The organism is Magnetospirillum fulvum MGU-K5, assembly GCF_000442515.1.
Taxonomy (GTDB): Bacteria; Pseudomonadota; Alphaproteobacteria; order Rhodospirillales; family Magnetospirillaceae; genus Phaeospirillum; species Phaeospirillum fulvum_B.
The window spans coordinates 37689-54115 of record NZ_AQPH01000006.1 but is presented as its reverse complement, the minus strand read 5'-3'; the positions used below and the strand labels follow the sequence as shown (position 1 = coordinate 54115).

Below are 16427 nucleotides of genomic sequence, written 5' to 3'. Positions count from 1 at the left end.
TGTCGTGACAGTCGATGGTACGGGGTCACCGTGGCGCCTCAGCGCACGGTGACCTTGGCCATTTCCTGTCCGTCCGGGCTCATCACGTGGGTCGAGCAGGCGAGGCAGGGATCGAAGGAATGCAGCGTGCGGATGATCTCCAGCGGCTGGTTCGGATCGGCGACCGGGGTGTCGAGCAACGAGGCCTCGAACGCACCGATATTGCCCTTGGGATCGCGCGGGCTGCCGTTCCAGGTGGTGGGAACGACGCACTGGTAATTGTCGATCTTGGCATCCTTGATCCGGATCCAGTGGCCGAGCGCACCGCGCGGCGCCTCGGTAAAGCCGACGCCCCTGGTCTCCTTGGGCCAGGTGGCCGGGTCCCACTTCTCGACATTGGCGGTGGCCAGATTGCCCGCCTTGATGCTGCCGAGCAGCTTGTCCTGGAAATAGCGCATCTTCTGCGCGGCCCACTGGCATTCCAGCGCGCGGGCGGCGGTACGGCCCAACGTCGAGAACAGCGCCGTCAGCGGCAGGCCGAGATCGGTCAGCAGCTTGTCGGTCGGGTCCTTGAACTCCGCTTTGCCCTGGGCATAGCCAATGATGTAGCGGGCCAGCGGGCCGACCTCGACGGCGTTGCCCTTCCAGCGCGGCGATTTGATCCAGGAATATTTCGCGGATTCGTCCAGAGACTGGATGTCGGTCTTGCTGCCCTTGGATTTGGGGCCAAGCTGGTAATTGGGCTCGGTCACCCCGTCATAGGGATGCAGGCCGACCGTTTCGTCCGGATATTTGTACCAGGAATGGGCGACAAATTCCTGGACCTGATCCGGCGCATTGAGGTCGATTTCGTGGATTTCCTTCAGATTGCCGTTCAGGATCACGCCGCGCGGCAACAGCAGGCTTTTATCCGTGTAATCGTTGGCATATTCGGGAATGTCGCCATAGGACATCACCGATTTCGACGACAGCCCGCCGCCATAGAGCCAATCCTTGTAGAACCCGGCGATCGCGACGACATCGGGCAGATAGACCTGCTCGACGAACTCCAGCGTACGGTCGATCACCGACGACACCAGATTGAGCCGTTCGATATTGATCGCGCCGACCGCCCCGGTCCCATCGACATTGATCGAACAGGGCACGCCGCCAACCAGCCAGTTGGGATGCGGGTTCTTGCCGCCATAGATCGTGTGGATCTTGACGATCTCTTTCTGGAAATCGAGCGCTTCGAGATAGTGGGCGACCGCCAGCAGATTGGCCTCGGGCGGCAGCTTGTAGGCGGGATGCCCCCAATAGCCGTTCTTGAACGGGCCAAGCTGGCCGGATTCGACGAACTTGGCCAACCGGGTCTGAAGATCCTTGAAATAGCCGGGCGACGACATCGGCCAGCGCGAGATCGATTGCGCCAGAATCGAGGTCGCCTTGGGATCGGCTTTCAATGCCGAGACGACATCGACCCAGTCAAGGGCGTGGAGGTGATAGAAATGCACCAGATGGTCGTGGACCTGAAGGGCCAGTTGCATCAGGTTGCGGATGGTGTTGGCGTTTTCCGGGATGCTGATCCCCAGCGCGTTTTCCACCGCCCGCACCGAGGTCAAAGCATGGGTGCCGGTGCACACGCCGCAAATCCGTTCGGTGAAGGCCCAGGCGTCGCGCGGATCGCGTCCTTTCAGGATGACTTCGATGCCCCGCCACATCGTCCCGGTCGAGACGGCATTGCGGATAACGTTGTGCTCGTCGACATTCACTTCAACGCGCAGATGGCCCTCGATGCGGGTCACGGGATCGACGACGATCCGCTTGCCGGACGCGTCGAGGGAAAAGCCATTCGGTGTCTGGGCGCCCATGACGATGTATCCCCCTGTCAGCCGGCGTTCTTATCGGTCGGTTCGGACGCGATTGTTTTGATGGTGTCCTTGGGCTTGGTGGTCAGCTGACGGACGGCGGTGATACCGGCATGGACGGCGATGCCCGCGACGACAATCCCGGCGGCGGCCAGACCGATCTGGTCGGCATTGCGCTCGATCCCGAACGCGTTGATCCCGGTCAGGCGGTCGTAGAACGACCCCTTGTCCCAGAACCCGTCCTCGGAACACCCGATGCACCCATGCCCCGACTGGATCGGGAACGACACGCCGCCGTTCCACCGTGTCGTCGAGCAGGCGTTATAGGTGGTCGGCCCCTTACACCCCATCTTGTAGAGGCAGAAGCCCTTGCGCGCGCCCTCGTCGTCCCATTCCTCGACGAACTGCCCGGCGTCGAAATGGGGACGGCGGTAACATTTGTCGTGGATGCGCTGGGAATAGAACATCTTCGGCCGCCCCTGGCGGTCGAGATCGGGCAGACGGCCGAACATCGTCACATAGGTGATGACGCCGGTCATCACCTCGGCAATCGGGGGACAGCCGGGCACTTTGACGATCGGCTTGTTGCGGATCACCTTGTCGATCGGCACCGCATGGGTGGGATTGGGCTTGGCCGCCTGGACGCAGCCCCACGAGGCGCAGGCGCCCCAGGCCACCACCGCCATCGCGTCGCTGGCCATCTCGGTCAGCCGTTCGACGAAGGGACGGCCGCCGTCGATGCAGTACATCCCGTCTTCGTTCAAGGCGGGTTGCCCTCGACGGCCAGGATGTACTGACCTTTATACTTCTGCCGCGTTTCCTGAAGGATCGCCTCGGCCTGATGACCGGCGGCGGCCATGATCGTGTCGTTGTAGTCGAGCGAGATCATCGACAGCACGACATCCTTCGCCAGCGGATGGGCGGAGCGGATAAAGCTTTCGGTGCAGCAGGTGCATTCCAGCCCGTGCATCCAGATGATCGGAATGCGGGGCTTGGTCTCCAGCGCCTGAGCCACCGCAGCGCCGCCGGTCGGACCAAGGCCAAGGCTGGCGGCGGTCAGACTGCAAAATTTGACGAAGCTTCGGCGGGTAATCCCCTGACGACGGATCAACTCGTAGAACGTCTCGATCTGAGCGCTCATCGGCTATCTCTCCTCGACGTATCGTGCCTACCGGTCTTTTTTTAGTTTTGGGGCTTGCGGACGATCCTGATTGTTTTGGAACGTCCGCCACCCGTCAGAAGGGTAACGCACAACCTGCGCCGCTGCAAAGAGGGGAAAGATATGCCGAACACAAATTCTTACGGACCACGGCCGGGCTTCGCTCCGCCATGATGCGACGAAGTAGACCGGCTCAGGGATATTCTGTATTTTCAATCCGAGCGCGTCCGACCTGCGTTCTCCCTAATATTCGTCCCGTTTCGGCTTGGCCGGGATTTTAGGAGGAGGCAACGGCCCGACGGGCGATCTCGCGCACCAGCCCATGGAAAATCGCGGCGTGGATGGGCAGCAGCGCATTCCAGTAGGTGATTCCCAACGATCCGGCGGGATGGAAATAGGCCGTCACCGTAATCAGAACCCGACCCGGCCCGGCCGGACTGATCTCGAAATCGAGCGTCGCCGATCCGGGCAGACGCATTTCGGCCAGCAGGGTCAGACGCTTGAGCGGCTGCACCGTAATCACCCGCCAGAAATCGATCACATCGCCGACCACGACCGTCTCGGACGATGGCCGCCCCCGGCGCATCCCGACGCCTCCCAGCAGGCCATCCACCGCCCCCCGCGCCTGCCACAGCGCATCGAGAAAGTAATAGCCGTGGTCGCCGCCGATCCGGGTGATCTGGGCCCAGACCGCGTCGGCGGGGGCCGTCGTCGTCGCCTCGGCCCGATAGAATTTGGCGTAATAGGCGAAATCGGGGCGGTTCTGCCGATGCCGCATCGAGCCTTCGACCCAGCGGGGCGGTTCGCTGGCCGTCCGTTCGGCATCCAGCGCCGCCTGGGCCGCGTCGCGGTAGGCTTTCAGCGGAAGCGGGATCAGGGCGCGGATCGCCGCATCGTCGGCCAGCACGTCATGTTCCAATCCCCCGATCAGGGCGCGGGCGATATTGGCGGGAACCGACGTCACCAGAGCCAGCCAGTAAGACGACAGACGCGGCGTCAGAAACGGAACCGGGACAATCAGCGGATGACGGCCGACCAGATCGCCGAACACCTGCATCATGTCCTGGTAGGTCAAAATCTCGGGCCCGCCCGCATCATAGATTTGACCGGCGGACTGGGCAAAGTCGGGCAGCTTGATCAGATAGGCCAGAATATCGTCGAGCGCGATCGGCTGTGACCGGGAATGAACCCATTTCGGCGTCACCATCGCGGGCAGATGGAACACCAGATCGCGGATCACCTCGAACGCCGCCGATCCGGGGCCGATAATGATCCCGGCGCGGATTTCGGTGACCGGAACCGAACCGGCCCGCAGCACATCGCCGGTTTCCGAGCGCGACGCCAGATGGGCCGAACCGCCCCCCTTGGGCTGCAACCCGCCGAGATAGACGATCCGCTTCACCCCCGCTTTTGCCGCCGCATCGCGAAAGGCAAGGGCGGCCCGGCGGTCGATGTCGGGAAAATCGCTCCCCGCCGCCATCGAATGAACGAGGTAATAGGCGACATCAATCCCGGCCAAGGCCGCCGCCAGACTGTCGGGGCGCAGGGCGTCGGCCTGGACGCATTCGACTCCGGGCCATTCCCGCGCCTCAATCGCATCAAGGCGACGCGCGGCGGCGCGAACGACATGACCGGCGGACAGCAGCGCCGGAACCAGATTGGAGCCGACATACCCCGAGGCACCGAATACCAAAGCATGCATCGCCAGGACCCCGTTTCAGGTGAGAGACGTCCGACCAGCATACGCCTTTTGGTAAGGCCACCCTCTTGTCAATTGAGCGAATTCGAAAATCACGGAGCCCGGCGTCCAGGCGGCGCCCCAGAGGGACGGGCGGCGGAATGATGCTCGTCCTCGTCCTCGGAACTCCGCACCCGAACGACGAAACCCTGCAAGGCCCAGCCGACCAGGAAAAAACCAAGCCCGAACAGCCACGCCCCCGACACGGCAAAGACGATGGCCCGCTTCAGCGCCACGTCGCCCTCGCCGAACAGTCCGAACGACCACAGCATTGGGGTCAGGAACAGGCACAGCACCGCCCCGGCCAGACCCAGACGGGTCCAGCCCGAGGAACGGATGAAAGAAACGCGGTATCCGGTCATCACGCTCTCCCGTCGGTCGCCCTCTCCGGCGTTGCACCACCATCAGGATAGCACACGCGCGGCGAAATCAGTTCATATCGCCGCCGCCTGATCGCACAATGGACCCTGCCCCTATCCAGGATACCCCCACGGATGACCGCACAGAGCCTGACCGATCTTGCCGTCGCTTACTGGTCCGACCGCGTGGTGCAGGACAACGTTCTGGCCTGCCTGACCATCCTTGGCGCGCTGCTGCTGGGGCTGGTGGTCGGCTATGAGCGCACCTGGAACGGACGCGCGGCGGGAATGCGCACCTATGGCTTCGTCTGCATGGCCTCGGCCGCGCTGACCGTCGTCGTCGGCCATCCCGCCTCGTGGTATGGCGGCAGCGTCACCAACGCCCTGGTCGGCGATCCGACCCGGGTGATTCAGGGCATCGTCACCGGGATCGGCTTCCTGTGCGCCGGAGTCATCATGAAGGATGGCTTCACCATCAGCGGCCTGACCACCGCCGCCTCGATCTGGACCGCCTCGGCGATCGGGATCGTCGTCGGCATCGGCTATTACGCCACCGCGTTCATTCTGACCCTGCTCGCCACGCTGGGGATGTTGGCGTTGCGCCAAGTCGAATGGCGCTTGCCGTCGAATCACGAACTGGCGGTGCGGCTGCGCTGCACCAAGGCCGGGGCGTTATCCGAGATCGAACTGCACCAGATGATCGCCGCCCACGGCTTCGCCTTAAGCCCGGAATCCCTGTCGATCGAGATCGCGGCAGACTGGACGGAATGGCACTTCCTGGCCTCGTCCCGCCATACCGGAATCCCTTCGATCGACCGGCTGGCCACCACCCTGGCCGCCCTGCCCGGCCTGGAGGGACTGCAAATCTCCCACGCCAAGAATTAGAGCCGAACCGCGATGACCCACGCCCCCTTGCCACGCCGCCTTATCCTGGCCCTGGATAGCGCCGCCGATCCCACCACCCTGGCGCGGGTCGCGGCGATTGCCGGGATTGCCGAGATCAGCCCCAACGACGACGGGCGGAGGGTCACGCTGTCCTACGATCTGAACCGCGCCACCCTGGGCGAGTTGGAACCGCTATTGACCGCCGCCGGGCTGGTGTTGTCCCGCCGCCGCCTGCACCGCTGGCGCCGGGGCTGGGCCGCGTTCCAGGACGACAACATCCGCTCGAACACCCGGCTGCGGCATCAATGCTGCTGCACGCCCCCCGATCAGAGGTAGCTATTCCTCCTCATCGGGCGCGACCGGCGGCGGAGGAGGAGCGGGGGCGGTGCCCGCAAGCGGGGCCTGAACCAGGTCGTCGGGCATCTTGCGCAAATGCACCACCCGTTGCGGATAGGGGATCGAGATGCCTGCCTTGGTCAGATCGGACGCCATCATGAAGCGGATTTCCGAAGCGACTTTCGAACTATCGGCTCCGCTGGCGTAATCGATCCAGTAGCGCAGGATGAAATTGATCGAATCCGGCCCGAAACTGTCGAGCAAAACGCAGGGGGCCGGCTCTTCCAGCACCGAGGGATGCTTGCGGGCGATCGTCATCAGCACTTCGGCGACCTTTTCCGGCGGCGAGGCGTAATCGGTTCCGACCGAGACCGAACGGCGGACCCGGGCATTGCTGTAGGTCCAGTTGGTGACGTTGTTTTCGATGAAGGTCGAATTCGGCACCAAAATCTCGATCCCATCCGAGGTCCGCACCGTCGAGGAGCGGATATTGATATGGGTCACCGTGCCGCTGACCGCGCCGACTTCGACGATATCGCCGACCCGCAGCGGGCGTTCGAACAGCAAGATGATGCCGCTGATGAAGTTCTTCAGGATCACCTGGGTCCCAAAGCCGACGCCGATCGCCAGCGCACCACCCAGGAAGGCGAATACCGTCAGCGGGATGTTGGCGACGTACAAGGCGACGATAAACAGCATCGTGACGATGACGATGTGCAGCCAGCGGACGATGGTGCTGGCGTAATCCTTGGGCAACCGGAACTGGTTCGAGGCGATCGCGCCCAGCATGTTGAGGAGGCGACGGCTGAGAATCGCCCCCAACACCACCAGCAGGATCACGCCCAGGCTTTTACCGATGGTGACACTGCGGACGGCGGTGATGCGGCGGCCATCGACCTCCATACTGTCCTCGGCCGAGAACAGTTCGAAATCCCACACCGAGCGGACGGTATGGACCACCGACGCCCAGCTCGACCGGGCGACCGAGGCGAGCGGCTTGTTGCCGTTGGTGACCTGAAGGTCCTGCCCCCAGGCGCGGAAGGTGTGGAGCAGCCCATCGACCAGATTAATCGCGTCGCGCAAAATCACGGCGCGCTGGCTATAGGCATCGCGCAGGGCGACGTTGTCCTGGGCGTCGGCCTTGGTCCGGCTCGCCACCCGGGACGAATTATCCTCGCCGCCAAACGGCGTGGTGCGGGCCAGCTCGTCGCGCAGGTAATGCTGCCAATTCTCCAGCTTCTGCACCGTCAGGGTCAGATTGGCCTCGGCCTCACGCAGCTTGTCACGGTCGTCCTGGCCGTTGAACAGGTACCAGCGGAACTGCCACCCCGCCCGTTCCCAGCCGCGCGCCTCGATCATCCGGCGCAGGGTGTCGTCGGCCATATCGTCGGTATCGACCTGAAGACGGCGCAGCGCCACCTCGCGCTCCAGCTTCTTCAGCCGCTGTTCCATCACGCTGCCCTTGACCGGGACAGCGGGATTGGCCGCCTTGAACGCGGCCAGCGCCCGCTGGGCCTGATCGTATTGGCGGTGCGATTGGTTGGTAGCGGCCTGCTGGCGGATCAACCGAGCCTGCAACGGGGCGGTCTGGCGATCAAGATCGGCCAGCACCGCGTTCAGGTCGGCCTCGGCGAAATGCTCGTTGCTGCGCAATTCGGCCAGTCGCAATTCCTGCACCTGGGCCAGAGCGCGCAGTTCGGCGATTTCAGCATGGTCGATGCGTTTGGCCGCCTTGGCCTCGGCCATGCTGGCGGCTGCCGAGCGCGAGCGCAGCCGGGCCAGATCGCGCAGCCAGATTTCCCGGCTTTTCTGCGGCTCTGCCTCGGCGGCGTCGATCCGCTCGCCCTGCTGGCGGACGACGATCTCGCTGGCCTTCAACCGTTTTTCCTCGCCCGCGATCTGCTGATCGCGGAATCCCTCGCGCTGGGTCGCCGCCCTCAGCCGGGCTCGGGTGTCCTCGAGCAGATCGCGCTGACGATCGACCGCCAGGATCGACACCGGCGGCGGATTGGGATTGGCCACCCAGGACCGGGTCTTTTCCTCCTGATCGGCGACGCGGCGCAGCGCCTCGGGCAGGCGGGCGATGATGTCGAGGTGGCGTTCCAGCGCCGCCATCAACTCGCCCAGCAGGTAATCGCGCTCGACCACTTCGGCGGGCAGCGCCGCCGGCGGGGGCGGAACCTTGCTGGCACGGGCGTAATCGGCGCGGGCTTCGTCCAGTTCGGCCTGAAGCGAAGCCGCTTCGGCCTTGGCATCGGACGCAGCCGAGGCGGCGGCCGAGGCGGCCGAACTCGGCGCGGGCGGAGCCGAGGCCGAACCGCCGAGGGAGGTGGAGGTCAGACCCTGCCCCGCCGCTCCACCACTCAACAGCAGCAGGGCGACCAGGGCGACGATCGAGCGGAGGGAAGTCATCGGGTGGGGGGGTCCTGTTGGCGAAGGTCGAGCCGTTTACTTAAGCGAAAAGAACCAATGCGCCAGCGCTGGGCGGGGATGCGTCCGGCACAGGGGGCACACCAACCGGCCAAATCTTTGGCCGGTTGGCGTCAATCCAGCGTCTGGCGATAGCGCTTGACCGCAATCACGCTGACCACCAGCAAGATCACCGCCAGGGCCGCGACCTCGGCAGCGATCTCAGCCGGACCGTTGCCTTTCAGCATGATGCCCCGCACCACCCGCAGGAAATGGGTCAGCGGCAGGATTTCGCCCAGATATTGCGCCCACAGCGGCATTCCCCGGAACGGAAACATGAACCCTGACAGCAGGATCGAGGGCAGAAAGAAGAAAAAGCTGAGCTGCATCGCCTGGGTCTGGTTTTTCGCCACCGTCGAGAAGGTAAAGCCGATCGCCAGATTGGCGGCGATGAACACGACGCTGGTCAGGGTCAGCAGCCACAGACTGCCGACAATGGGAACGGCAAACACCAGCCGGGCCGTAATCACGATCACCGCGACCTGGATATAGCCGACAACGACATAGGGCGCGATCTTGCCCAGCATCACCTCGATCGGGCGCAGCGGCATCACCAGCAGGTTTTCCATCGTGCCGCGCTCGCGTTCGCGGGTCACCGCCAGCGCCGTCATGATCACCAGGGTCATCGTCAGGACCACCCCCATCAGGCCGGGGACGACGTTGTACTGGGTGTCGGCTTCCTGGTTATAGCGGCGGTGGAGCCGCAACTCGAACGGCGGCGGCGACACTTTCAGCCCGGCCAGCGAGCCGGTGAGGTCGCGGTCGAGCGCGGTGCGGGCCATCGTCTCCAACGCCCCCAGCGCGCCCGAGGTCGCCGCCGGGTCGGTGGCGTCGGCTTCGACCAGCAGCGCCGGGCGGTCGCCCCGGGCGACGCGGCGGGAGAAATCGACCGGGATCGAGACGACGAACTGGACCTTGCCCTCGGCCAGCAATGCGTCGGCTTCGTCCTCGGTAGCGACGAACTGGACCAGATCGAAGTAACGCGACGTCTGCATCGACGCGATCAGGGCGCGGCCGAACGGCCCCCGGTCGGAATCCAACACCGCCGTCGGCAGGTGACGCGGGTCGGAATTGATCGCAAAGCCAAACAGGATCAACTGGATCAGCGGAATCCCGACCATCATCGCGAAGGTCAGGCGGTCGCGCCGCATCTGGATGAATTCCTTCAAGACCATCGCCCACAGCCGGTGAGCCGAGGCACCGAAGCGGATCGTCATCGCGGCCCCCCGGCGAAATTGTCGGTCGAGCGTCCCATCAGATGGATGAAGACGTCTTCCAGGGTCGGCGCATCCTCGCGCCAGACGAAATCGGCTCGGGCGAGGAAGGGGGCGAGGCTGTGGCGCAGCAAGGCGGCATCGCCGCCGCCGACATGAAGCGCCGACCCGAACGGCGCGACCAGATCAATCCCCGGCAGCCCGGCGAGCGCGCGGACCAGATCGGCAATCCGCAACGATCCGGTCCCGGATTCCTGGGCGGTGAAGGTGGTCAGACCCGCCGCCGCGATCACCTCGGCGACGGTGCCGCGCGCCAGCAGGTGACCATAAGCGAGATAGGCGATTTCGTGGCAACGCTCGGCCTCGTCCATGTAATGGGTCGAGACCAGCACGGTCAGTCCGTCGGCGGCCAGGGTGTGAATCTGCTCCCAAAACTCGCGCCGCGCCTTGGGATCGACCCCGGCGGTCGGCTCGTCGAGCAGCAGCAGGCGGGGTTCGTGCAGGATGCAGGCGGCCAGCGCCAGCCGCTGTTTCCAGCCCCCCGACAATTGCCCGGCCAGTTGGTCGCGGCGGTCGGCCAACCCCAGCCGCTCCAGCGTCGCGGCGACCTTGCGCTTGCGGTCGGCCAGATCGAACACGCGGGAGACGAAATCCAGATTCTCGACAATCGACAGATCCTCGTAGAACGAGAATTTCTGGGTCATATAGCCGATCTGACGGCGGATTTCGGGCGATTGGGTCAAGATGTCGAGGCCAAGACAGGTTCCCCGCCCGCTGTCGGGGGTCAACAGCCCGCACAACAGCCGGATCGTCGTGGTCTTGCCCGATCCGTTGGGGCCGAGAAAGCCCATAATCTTCCCCGCCGGAACCGTCAGCGACAGCGCATCAACCACCGTTCGCCCGCCGAACGATTTGCTTAAACCTTCGACCGCGATGGCGGGGGCGGCGGCGGTCATTTCGCCGGACCATTCGGCGGCAGAGTGACCGAGACCGGCTGGCCCGGCCGCAGCCGCTCGGCCGAGGCGGTCGGCCGTGCCTCGACCAGGAAGGCCAGCTTGTCCTTGTTGTCACGGGAATAGAGGATCGGCGGGACGTAGCTCGCCTCGCGGGCGATGAAGCTGACCGTCGCGGTCTGACCCTCGGCACAGCCGGTGCAGGACAGCGCGACCACGCTCCCCTGCCCGATCCGCCCGACCTGATCGGGATGAAGATAGAAGCGGACCAGGATGTTACCGGGCGGCAGCAGGCTGACCACCGGCTGACCGGCGGCGACGGTTTCACCGGGGCGGAACAAAACGTCCTCGACCCGCGCCGCCTGGGGGGCCTCGGCGCTGCGCAGCCGTAGCCGAACCAGGGCCTGATCGAGCGCCGCCTGGGCCGCCCCCACCGCCGCCTCGGCGGCCAAAATCTCGCTGCTGCGCCCGCCCTCGCGGGCAAAGGCCAGTTGGGCCGACAATTCGCCGACCCGGGCCCGGTCGCGCTCGACGATGGCGCGGGCATTGTCGAGGCTGGCCTGCGAGGTGGTTTCGGTGCGGATCAGCGCCTCCTGCCGTCGCACCTGGATTTCGGCCAGCCGCAGATCGGCGTCGGCCTGGGCGCGCTGGGCCTCGATCGCGCGCAATTCCAACCGCCGCTTGCCGGTCAGCAGATTGTCGCGCTGATGACGGGCCTGCTCCAGCCGGGCCTGGGCCTCGGCCACCGCCGCCTGTTCGGCACCACGGTCGAGCGAGAACAGCGGATCGCCCGGTTCGACCCAACCGCCGCGTCCGACCTTGATCTCGGCCACCTGCCCGGCAGTGGGCAAGCCGATCCGCAGGTAATCGCCCTCGGCATAGCCCTGAACCGGAACGGATTCGTCGCCGCAACCCGCCAGCAGCAATAGACCGACGATCAGACCAAGCCGTGTCATCCTTCGCCCTCCCGCACCCGAATCCCGTCGAGGAGAAACCGCGCCGCCTCGGCCGCGATCATCTCGGGATCAAGTGGCCGCCCCACCGCCGGGCCGATCGACTGGTTCCACAGCGCCAGCATCAGCATCGGCGAGAACAGCACGATCACCGCCTCGGCCCGGACCGGGGTGAACTCGCCCGCCGCGACACCGCGATCAAGGATTGAGCGCATCACCGCAAAGGCGCGCTCGACCACCTCGCTGATCCAGAACTGGGCCAGTTCGGGGAAGGCGGTCGCCTCGCTGATGATGATCTTCGGCATCCGCCCCACCGCGCTGGTGGAAAAGATCCGGGCAATCCGGGCCAGCAGGCCGCGAAACATCTCGGTCGCCGAGCCCTCGAACCCGGTGGCCCAGCGTTCCATCTCGCCGACATTGGGCAACACGGTCTGGCGCACCATCGCCTTGAACAGTTCTTCCTTGCTGGGGAAATACAGATACAGCGTCCCTTTCGAGATTCCGGCCCGCGCCGCGATCTCGTCGGGCCGCGCCGCCGCAAACCCCTTGGCGCTGAACACCTCCAGCGCCGCCTCGAGAATCTCACCCGGACGCGCCTCCTTGCGGCGCTGACGGCGCGGCTTGGTAGCGGACGAATCGGGACAGACGGGGGTGCTGGCGTGGGTCATAATTCGATTCAAGTTAATGACTAACCAGTCAGTAAGTTGCGCCTATCACCCCCACCCTGTCAAGGCCACCCCGGCTCGGCTATAGTGCCGATCCCTCCGGACAGCGGATGAAATCACAGATGTATACCGACCAGGATCTCGACGCGGCGGTCTCCGCCGGGGCGATCAGCCCCGAAGCGGCAGCGGAATTGCGCAATTTCATCGCCCGGCGCGCCGCCGCCCCTGCCGCCGATGAAGAGCATTTCCGTCTGCTGACCGGCTTTAACGACATCTTCGTTGCCATCGCCCTGCTGCTGATGCTGACCGCTGCCGGATGGCTGGGCAGTCAGACCGATGCCAGCGGCGGCGGGCTGCTGGTCGCGATCTTAAGCTGGGGATTGGCCGAGTATTTCACCAGACGGCGGCGGATGGCGTTGCCCAGCATCCTGTTGCTGCTGGGCTTTGTCGGCGGGGTGTTCTTTGCCGCTGCCGGACGGGTCGCCTCGTCCGATCTGCTGTTCGGCACCAACATGGGCTATCCCCTGGCCGGGTGCGCCGCGCTGGCCGCCGGAGCCGCCTGGCTGCACTGGCGTCGCTTCATGGTGCCGATCACCGTCGCCGCCGGGGCCGGGGCCGCGATCCTGACCGCCGCCGCCTTGCTGCTGGCCTTGGTGCCGCCGCTGCGGTTGCATGGGGGAATGCCGCTGATGCTGGCGGGCGGTCTGGCCGCCTTTACCCTGGCGATGTGGTGGGATACCAGCGACCCCACCCGCACCACCCGCCGCTCCGACGTCGCCTTCTGGCTGCATCTCGCCGCCGCCCCCCTGATCGTCCATCCCGTCTTTTCGATGCTAGGCGTGATTGATGGTGGATCGGGCGAAGCGGTCGCGGCGGGAATCGCCCTGCTGGTCTATCTCGTCCTCGCTTTGGTTGCCCTGGCGGTTGATCGCCGCGCCCTGTTGGTCTCGGCGCTGGCCTATGTGTTCTATGCGATCAGCGCCCTGCTCGAAGCCGCCGGGACGCCGGGCGCGACCGAGGCGATGGCCGCCCTGGTGATCGGGTCGGCCCTGCTGCTGCTGTCGGCGTTCTGGCAGCGGGCGCGCCGCCCGGTTCTGGGTCTGCTCCCCGCCGCTATCCAGGCGCGTCTGCCGCCGCTGGCCGCGCCAAGCGGGGCCAGACTCCAGCGTTGACAGCGGTGACGGGGGGAAATATGGATGAGCCCAGGGAATTGAACCACAGCCCCCGTCTCGCAACTCTGCCATTTTACCCCGCATCTTCGCGGAAGGGTCGTGCCGGGGGCTAGAAGGGGGGTCGGGGTCCGTGCGAATACTTATTATCGCTGTCGCGTTCATCCTCGTTGTCTTGTCCACGCTCGGCCTCGTGCCCGCCGCCCTGCTCGCCCCCTATGACGGGGCGATCCACGGTGTGCTGCCCAAGGCGATGTCGCTGGCGGCGTCGGTGCTGTTCCTGACTCTGCTGGCCGAGCGGGTGCGGATCGCGCCGGTCACCGTCGCCTCGCGGGACGAGCCGGAGCCGGAACCGGCTCCCGAACCGGCCCGGCCGCTGCCCGCCGCGGCCCCCCTGCCGCCCGCGCCCGCTCCGGTCAACAGCGATGCCGAAATCGTCAGCTTCCTGGCTTTGTTGCAGGACAAGGGCCGTCTGGTCGATTTCCTGATGGACGACGTCACCCCCTATAGTGACGCCCAGGTCGGCGCCGCCGCCCGAGTGCTGCACCAGGGCTGCCGCGCCGTTCTGTCCGAGCATTTCACCATCCAGGCGATCCGGACCGAGGCCGAAGGCGACCGCGTCACCGTTCCCGCCGGATTCGCCGCCGACGAATATCGTCTGGTCGGGCGGATCGGCGGAGAAGCCCCCTTCACCGGCACCCTGGTTCACCACGGCTGGCGGGTCGAGGCGGTGCGGCTGCCGCGTCTGGTCCAGACCGACCCCGGCCGTCTGCCCGCGATCGCTCCGGCCGAAATCGAGCTTCGCTAGTCTTCCAACGATTCGGCGGTTTCCATGACCCAGCGTTTCAGCCTCGGCATCGATCTCGGCACCAGCAACAGCGCGGTGGCGCGGACCGGGACCGACAGTGCGGACACCGAGATCCTGGGGATCACCCAGGTGCTTGGCCCCAACCAGATCGGCGAGCGCCCGACCCTGCCGTCGGCGCTGTACCTGCCCCATCCCGACGAGTTCCCCGCCGGAGCCTTCCCCCTGCCCTGGCCCGAGACCGCGCCGGATCGGGCCATCGTCGGTCAGTTCGCCCGCGATCACGGCGCGCTGGTGCCCGACCGGCTGGTGAGTTCGGCGAAATCCTGGCTGTCGAACCCGCATATCGATCCGCGCCAGCCGGTGCTGCCCTGGCTGTCCGAAAGCGTCGATGCCAAGCTGTCGCCGTTCGAATGTTCGCGCCGCTATCTCGACCATCTCCGCCGCAGCCTGTCGCAGAGCGTGTCCGAGGCCGCGCTGGCCGAGGGTCTGGTGGTGCTGACCGTCCCCGCCTCGTTCGACGAGGTGGCGCGGACGCTGACAGCCGAGGCGGCCGAAGCGGCAGGGCTGGGCCGTGTCACCCTGCTGGAGGAGCCGCTGGCCGCCTTCTATGCGTGGGCCGATCAGGCCGGGCGGGACTGGCGCGGCCAGATCGGGCCGGGCGATATCGTCCTGGTCTGCGATGTCGGCGGCGGCACCGCCGATTTCAGCCTGATCGCGGTATCGGAAACCGAGAGCGGCGAGCTTGACCTCGACCGCGTCAGCGTCGGCGAACACATCCTGCTCGGCGGCGACAATATGGACCTTGCTTTGGCCTATGCGCTCCGCGCCGGGCTGGAGGCCGAGGGCAAGCAGATCGGCGATGTTCAGTTCCTGTCGCTGGTCCATTCCGCCGCACGGGCCAAGGTGGCGCTGCTGGAAGACGAATCGCTCGCCGAAGTGCCGATCACGGTGCCGTCGCGCGGCTCCAGCCTGTTCGGCGGCTCGATCTCGACCCGGCTTGATCGCGCTACGCTCCAGGCGATCGTGCTGGACGGCTTCTTTGCCCGCACCGGGATCGACGACATGCCCAAGGCGGCACGCCGGGCCGGGTTGCAGGAATTTGGCCTCGCCTACGCCGCCGATCCGGTGATTAGCAAGCATCTCGCCCGCTTCCTGGTCCGCAGCCTGGAAAACGTCCGCGCCAGTGAAGCGCTGTCGGCGCGGATCGGGTCCGAACGTCTGACCGGCCGTTTCCTCGCCCCCACCGCCGTTCTGTTCAATGGCGGGGTGTTCAAGGCCCAGCCGATCCGGGCCCGGGTGCTCGACCTGCTGCGCGAGTGGAGCGGCGGGGCGGCTGTGCGCGAACTGGCCGGGGCCCAGCCCGACCTTGCCGTTGCCAAGGGGGCGGCGGTGTTCGGCCGCATCCGCCTGACCGGCAAGGGTATCCGGGTCAAGGCCGGGGCGGCGCGCTCCTATTATATCGGCCTCGAATCCTCGATGCCGGCGGTGCCCGGCTTCACCCCGCCGTTGAAGGCGCTGTGCGTGGTGCCGCAGGGGATGGAGGAAGGCAGCGAGATCGTGATCGAAGGACGCGATTTGGCCTTGCTGACCGGCCAACCCGCCGAGTTCCGCTTCTTCGCCTCCGACATCCGCAGCGGCGACGCCCCCGGAACCGTGCTGCCCGACGCCGAGCGCGCGTTGCAGGAGGTCAGCCTGCTCGAAATCGTCCTGCCCGAGGTCGACGGCGTGCCGCCCGGCCAGCCGGTGCCGGTTCAGGTCAATGTCGTCGTCACCGATGTCGGCACCCTGGAAGTGTGGATGAAGCACACCCGCTCCGACCGCCGCTGGAAAGTCGAGTTCCAGGTCCGCACCGAATAGCGGGTCTTCATCCCTGTCCTCCAGTGCGGTGTGTTC

Annotated in this window: 15 protein-coding genes; 5 read left to right on the top strand and 10 right to left on the bottom strand. The window is 65.9% G+C overall.

Features of this window, described 5'->3' with window-relative positions:
* Positions 1–38: 38 nt before the first annotated feature.
* From K678_RS02910 to K678_RS02895, 5 genes are all read right to left on the bottom strand, one after another.
* The gene (locus K678_RS02910; RefSeq protein WP_021130964.1) at positions 39–1829 is read right to left on the bottom strand and encodes a nickel-dependent hydrogenase large subunit; all 1791 of its coding nucleotides are present in this window, start codon (positions 1827–1829) and stop codon (positions 39–41) included.
* 17 nt (positions 1830–1846) lie between these two features.
* On the bottom strand, positions 1847–2575 hold the full coding sequence (locus K678_RS02905) for a hydrogenase small subunit (protein WP_414532585.1): 729 nt from the start codon (positions 2573–2575) through the stop codon (positions 1847–1849).
* An 11-nt stretch (positions 2576–2586) separates the two neighbouring features.
* A complete protein-coding gene (locus tag K678_RS19905; RefSeq protein WP_414532583.1) occupies positions 2587–2967 on the bottom strand; it encodes a twin-arginine translocation signal domain-containing protein in 381 nt (126 codons plus the stop codon).
* Positions 2968–3262: 295 nt separating this feature from the next.
* Positions 3263–4687, bottom strand: a complete 1425-nt coding sequence (locus tag K678_RS02900; protein WP_021130963.1) for an SDR family oxidoreductase — start codon at positions 4685–4687, stop codon at positions 3263–3265.
* An 89-nt stretch (positions 4688–4776) separates the two neighbouring features.
* Positions 4777–5085, bottom strand: coding sequence for a hypothetical protein (locus K678_RS02895; protein ID WP_021130962.1), 309 nt, complete (start codon positions 5083–5085; stop codon positions 4777–4779).
* 132 nt (positions 5086–5217) lie between these two features.
* On the opposite strand from K678_RS02895, the gene K678_RS02890 reads away from it, so the two are divergent.
* Together K678_RS02890 and K678_RS02885 are read left to right on the top strand one after the other, a co-directional pair.
* Positions 5218–5967, top strand: coding sequence for an MgtC/SapB family protein (locus K678_RS02890; protein WP_021130961.1), 750 nt, complete (start codon positions 5218–5220; stop codon positions 5965–5967).
* A gap of 12 nt (positions 5968–5979) precedes the next feature.
* Positions 5980–6303 carry a hypothetical protein gene (locus tag K678_RS02885; protein ID WP_021130960.1) on the top strand — a complete coding sequence of 108 codons (324 nt, stop codon included), beginning with the start codon at positions 5980–5982 and terminating at the stop codon, positions 6301–6303.
* On the opposite strand, the gene K678_RS17535 is transcribed toward K678_RS02885, so the two are convergent.
* From K678_RS17535 to K678_RS02860, 5 genes are all read right to left on the bottom strand, one after another.
* Positions 6304–8715 (bottom strand): mechanosensitive ion channel domain-containing protein, encoded by a 2412-nt coding sequence (locus K678_RS17535; RefSeq protein ID WP_021130959.1) that lies wholly within the window; start codon positions 8713–8715, stop codon positions 6304–6306.
* A gap of 131 nt (positions 8716–8846) precedes the next feature.
* Positions 8847–9989 carry an ABC transporter permease gene (locus tag K678_RS02875; protein WP_021130958.1) on the bottom strand — a complete coding sequence of 381 codons (1143 nt, stop codon included), beginning with the start codon at positions 9987–9989 and terminating at the stop codon, positions 8847–8849.
* Positions 9986–10942 carry an ABC transporter ATP-binding protein gene (locus K678_RS02870; protein WP_021130957.1) on the bottom strand — a complete coding sequence of 319 codons (957 nt, stop codon included), beginning with the start codon at positions 10940–10942 and terminating at the stop codon, positions 9986–9988. The genes K678_RS02875 and K678_RS02870 overlap by 4 nt, the downstream gene beginning before the upstream one ends.
* Positions 10939–11895, bottom strand: coding sequence for an HlyD family secretion protein (locus K678_RS02865; protein WP_021130956.1), 957 nt, complete (start codon positions 11893–11895; stop codon positions 10939–10941). Before K678_RS02865 ends, K678_RS02870 begins: the two co-directional genes overlap by 4 nt.
* Positions 11892–12560: a TetR/AcrR family transcriptional regulator gene (locus tag K678_RS02860; RefSeq protein WP_021130955.1), complete on the bottom strand. Its 669-nt coding sequence runs from the start codon at positions 12558–12560 to the stop codon at positions 11892–11894. The genes K678_RS02865 and K678_RS02860 overlap by 4 nt, the downstream gene beginning before the upstream one ends.
* Positions 12561–12679: 119 nt before the next feature.
* On the opposite strand from K678_RS02860, the gene K678_RS02855 reads away from it, so the two are divergent.
* The 3 genes from K678_RS02855 (at position 12680) to K678_RS02845 (ending at position 16391) form a co-directional block, all read left to right on the top strand.
* Complete coding sequence (locus K678_RS02855; RefSeq protein WP_021130954.1) at positions 12680–13729, top strand: hypothetical protein; 1050 nt, start codon at positions 12680–12682, stop codon at positions 13727–13729.
* 130 nt (positions 13730–13859) lie between these two features.
* On the top strand, positions 13860–14534 hold the full coding sequence (locus tag K678_RS02850) for a DUF2760 domain-containing protein (RefSeq protein WP_021130953.1): 675 nt from the start codon (positions 13860–13862) through the stop codon (positions 14532–14534).
* A 24-nt stretch (positions 14535–14558) separates the two neighbouring features.
* A complete protein-coding gene (locus K678_RS02845; protein WP_021130952.1) occupies positions 14559–16391 on the top strand; it encodes an Hsp70 family protein in 1833 nt (610 codons plus the stop codon).
* The last annotated feature ends 36 nt before the right edge of the window (positions 16392–16427 follow it).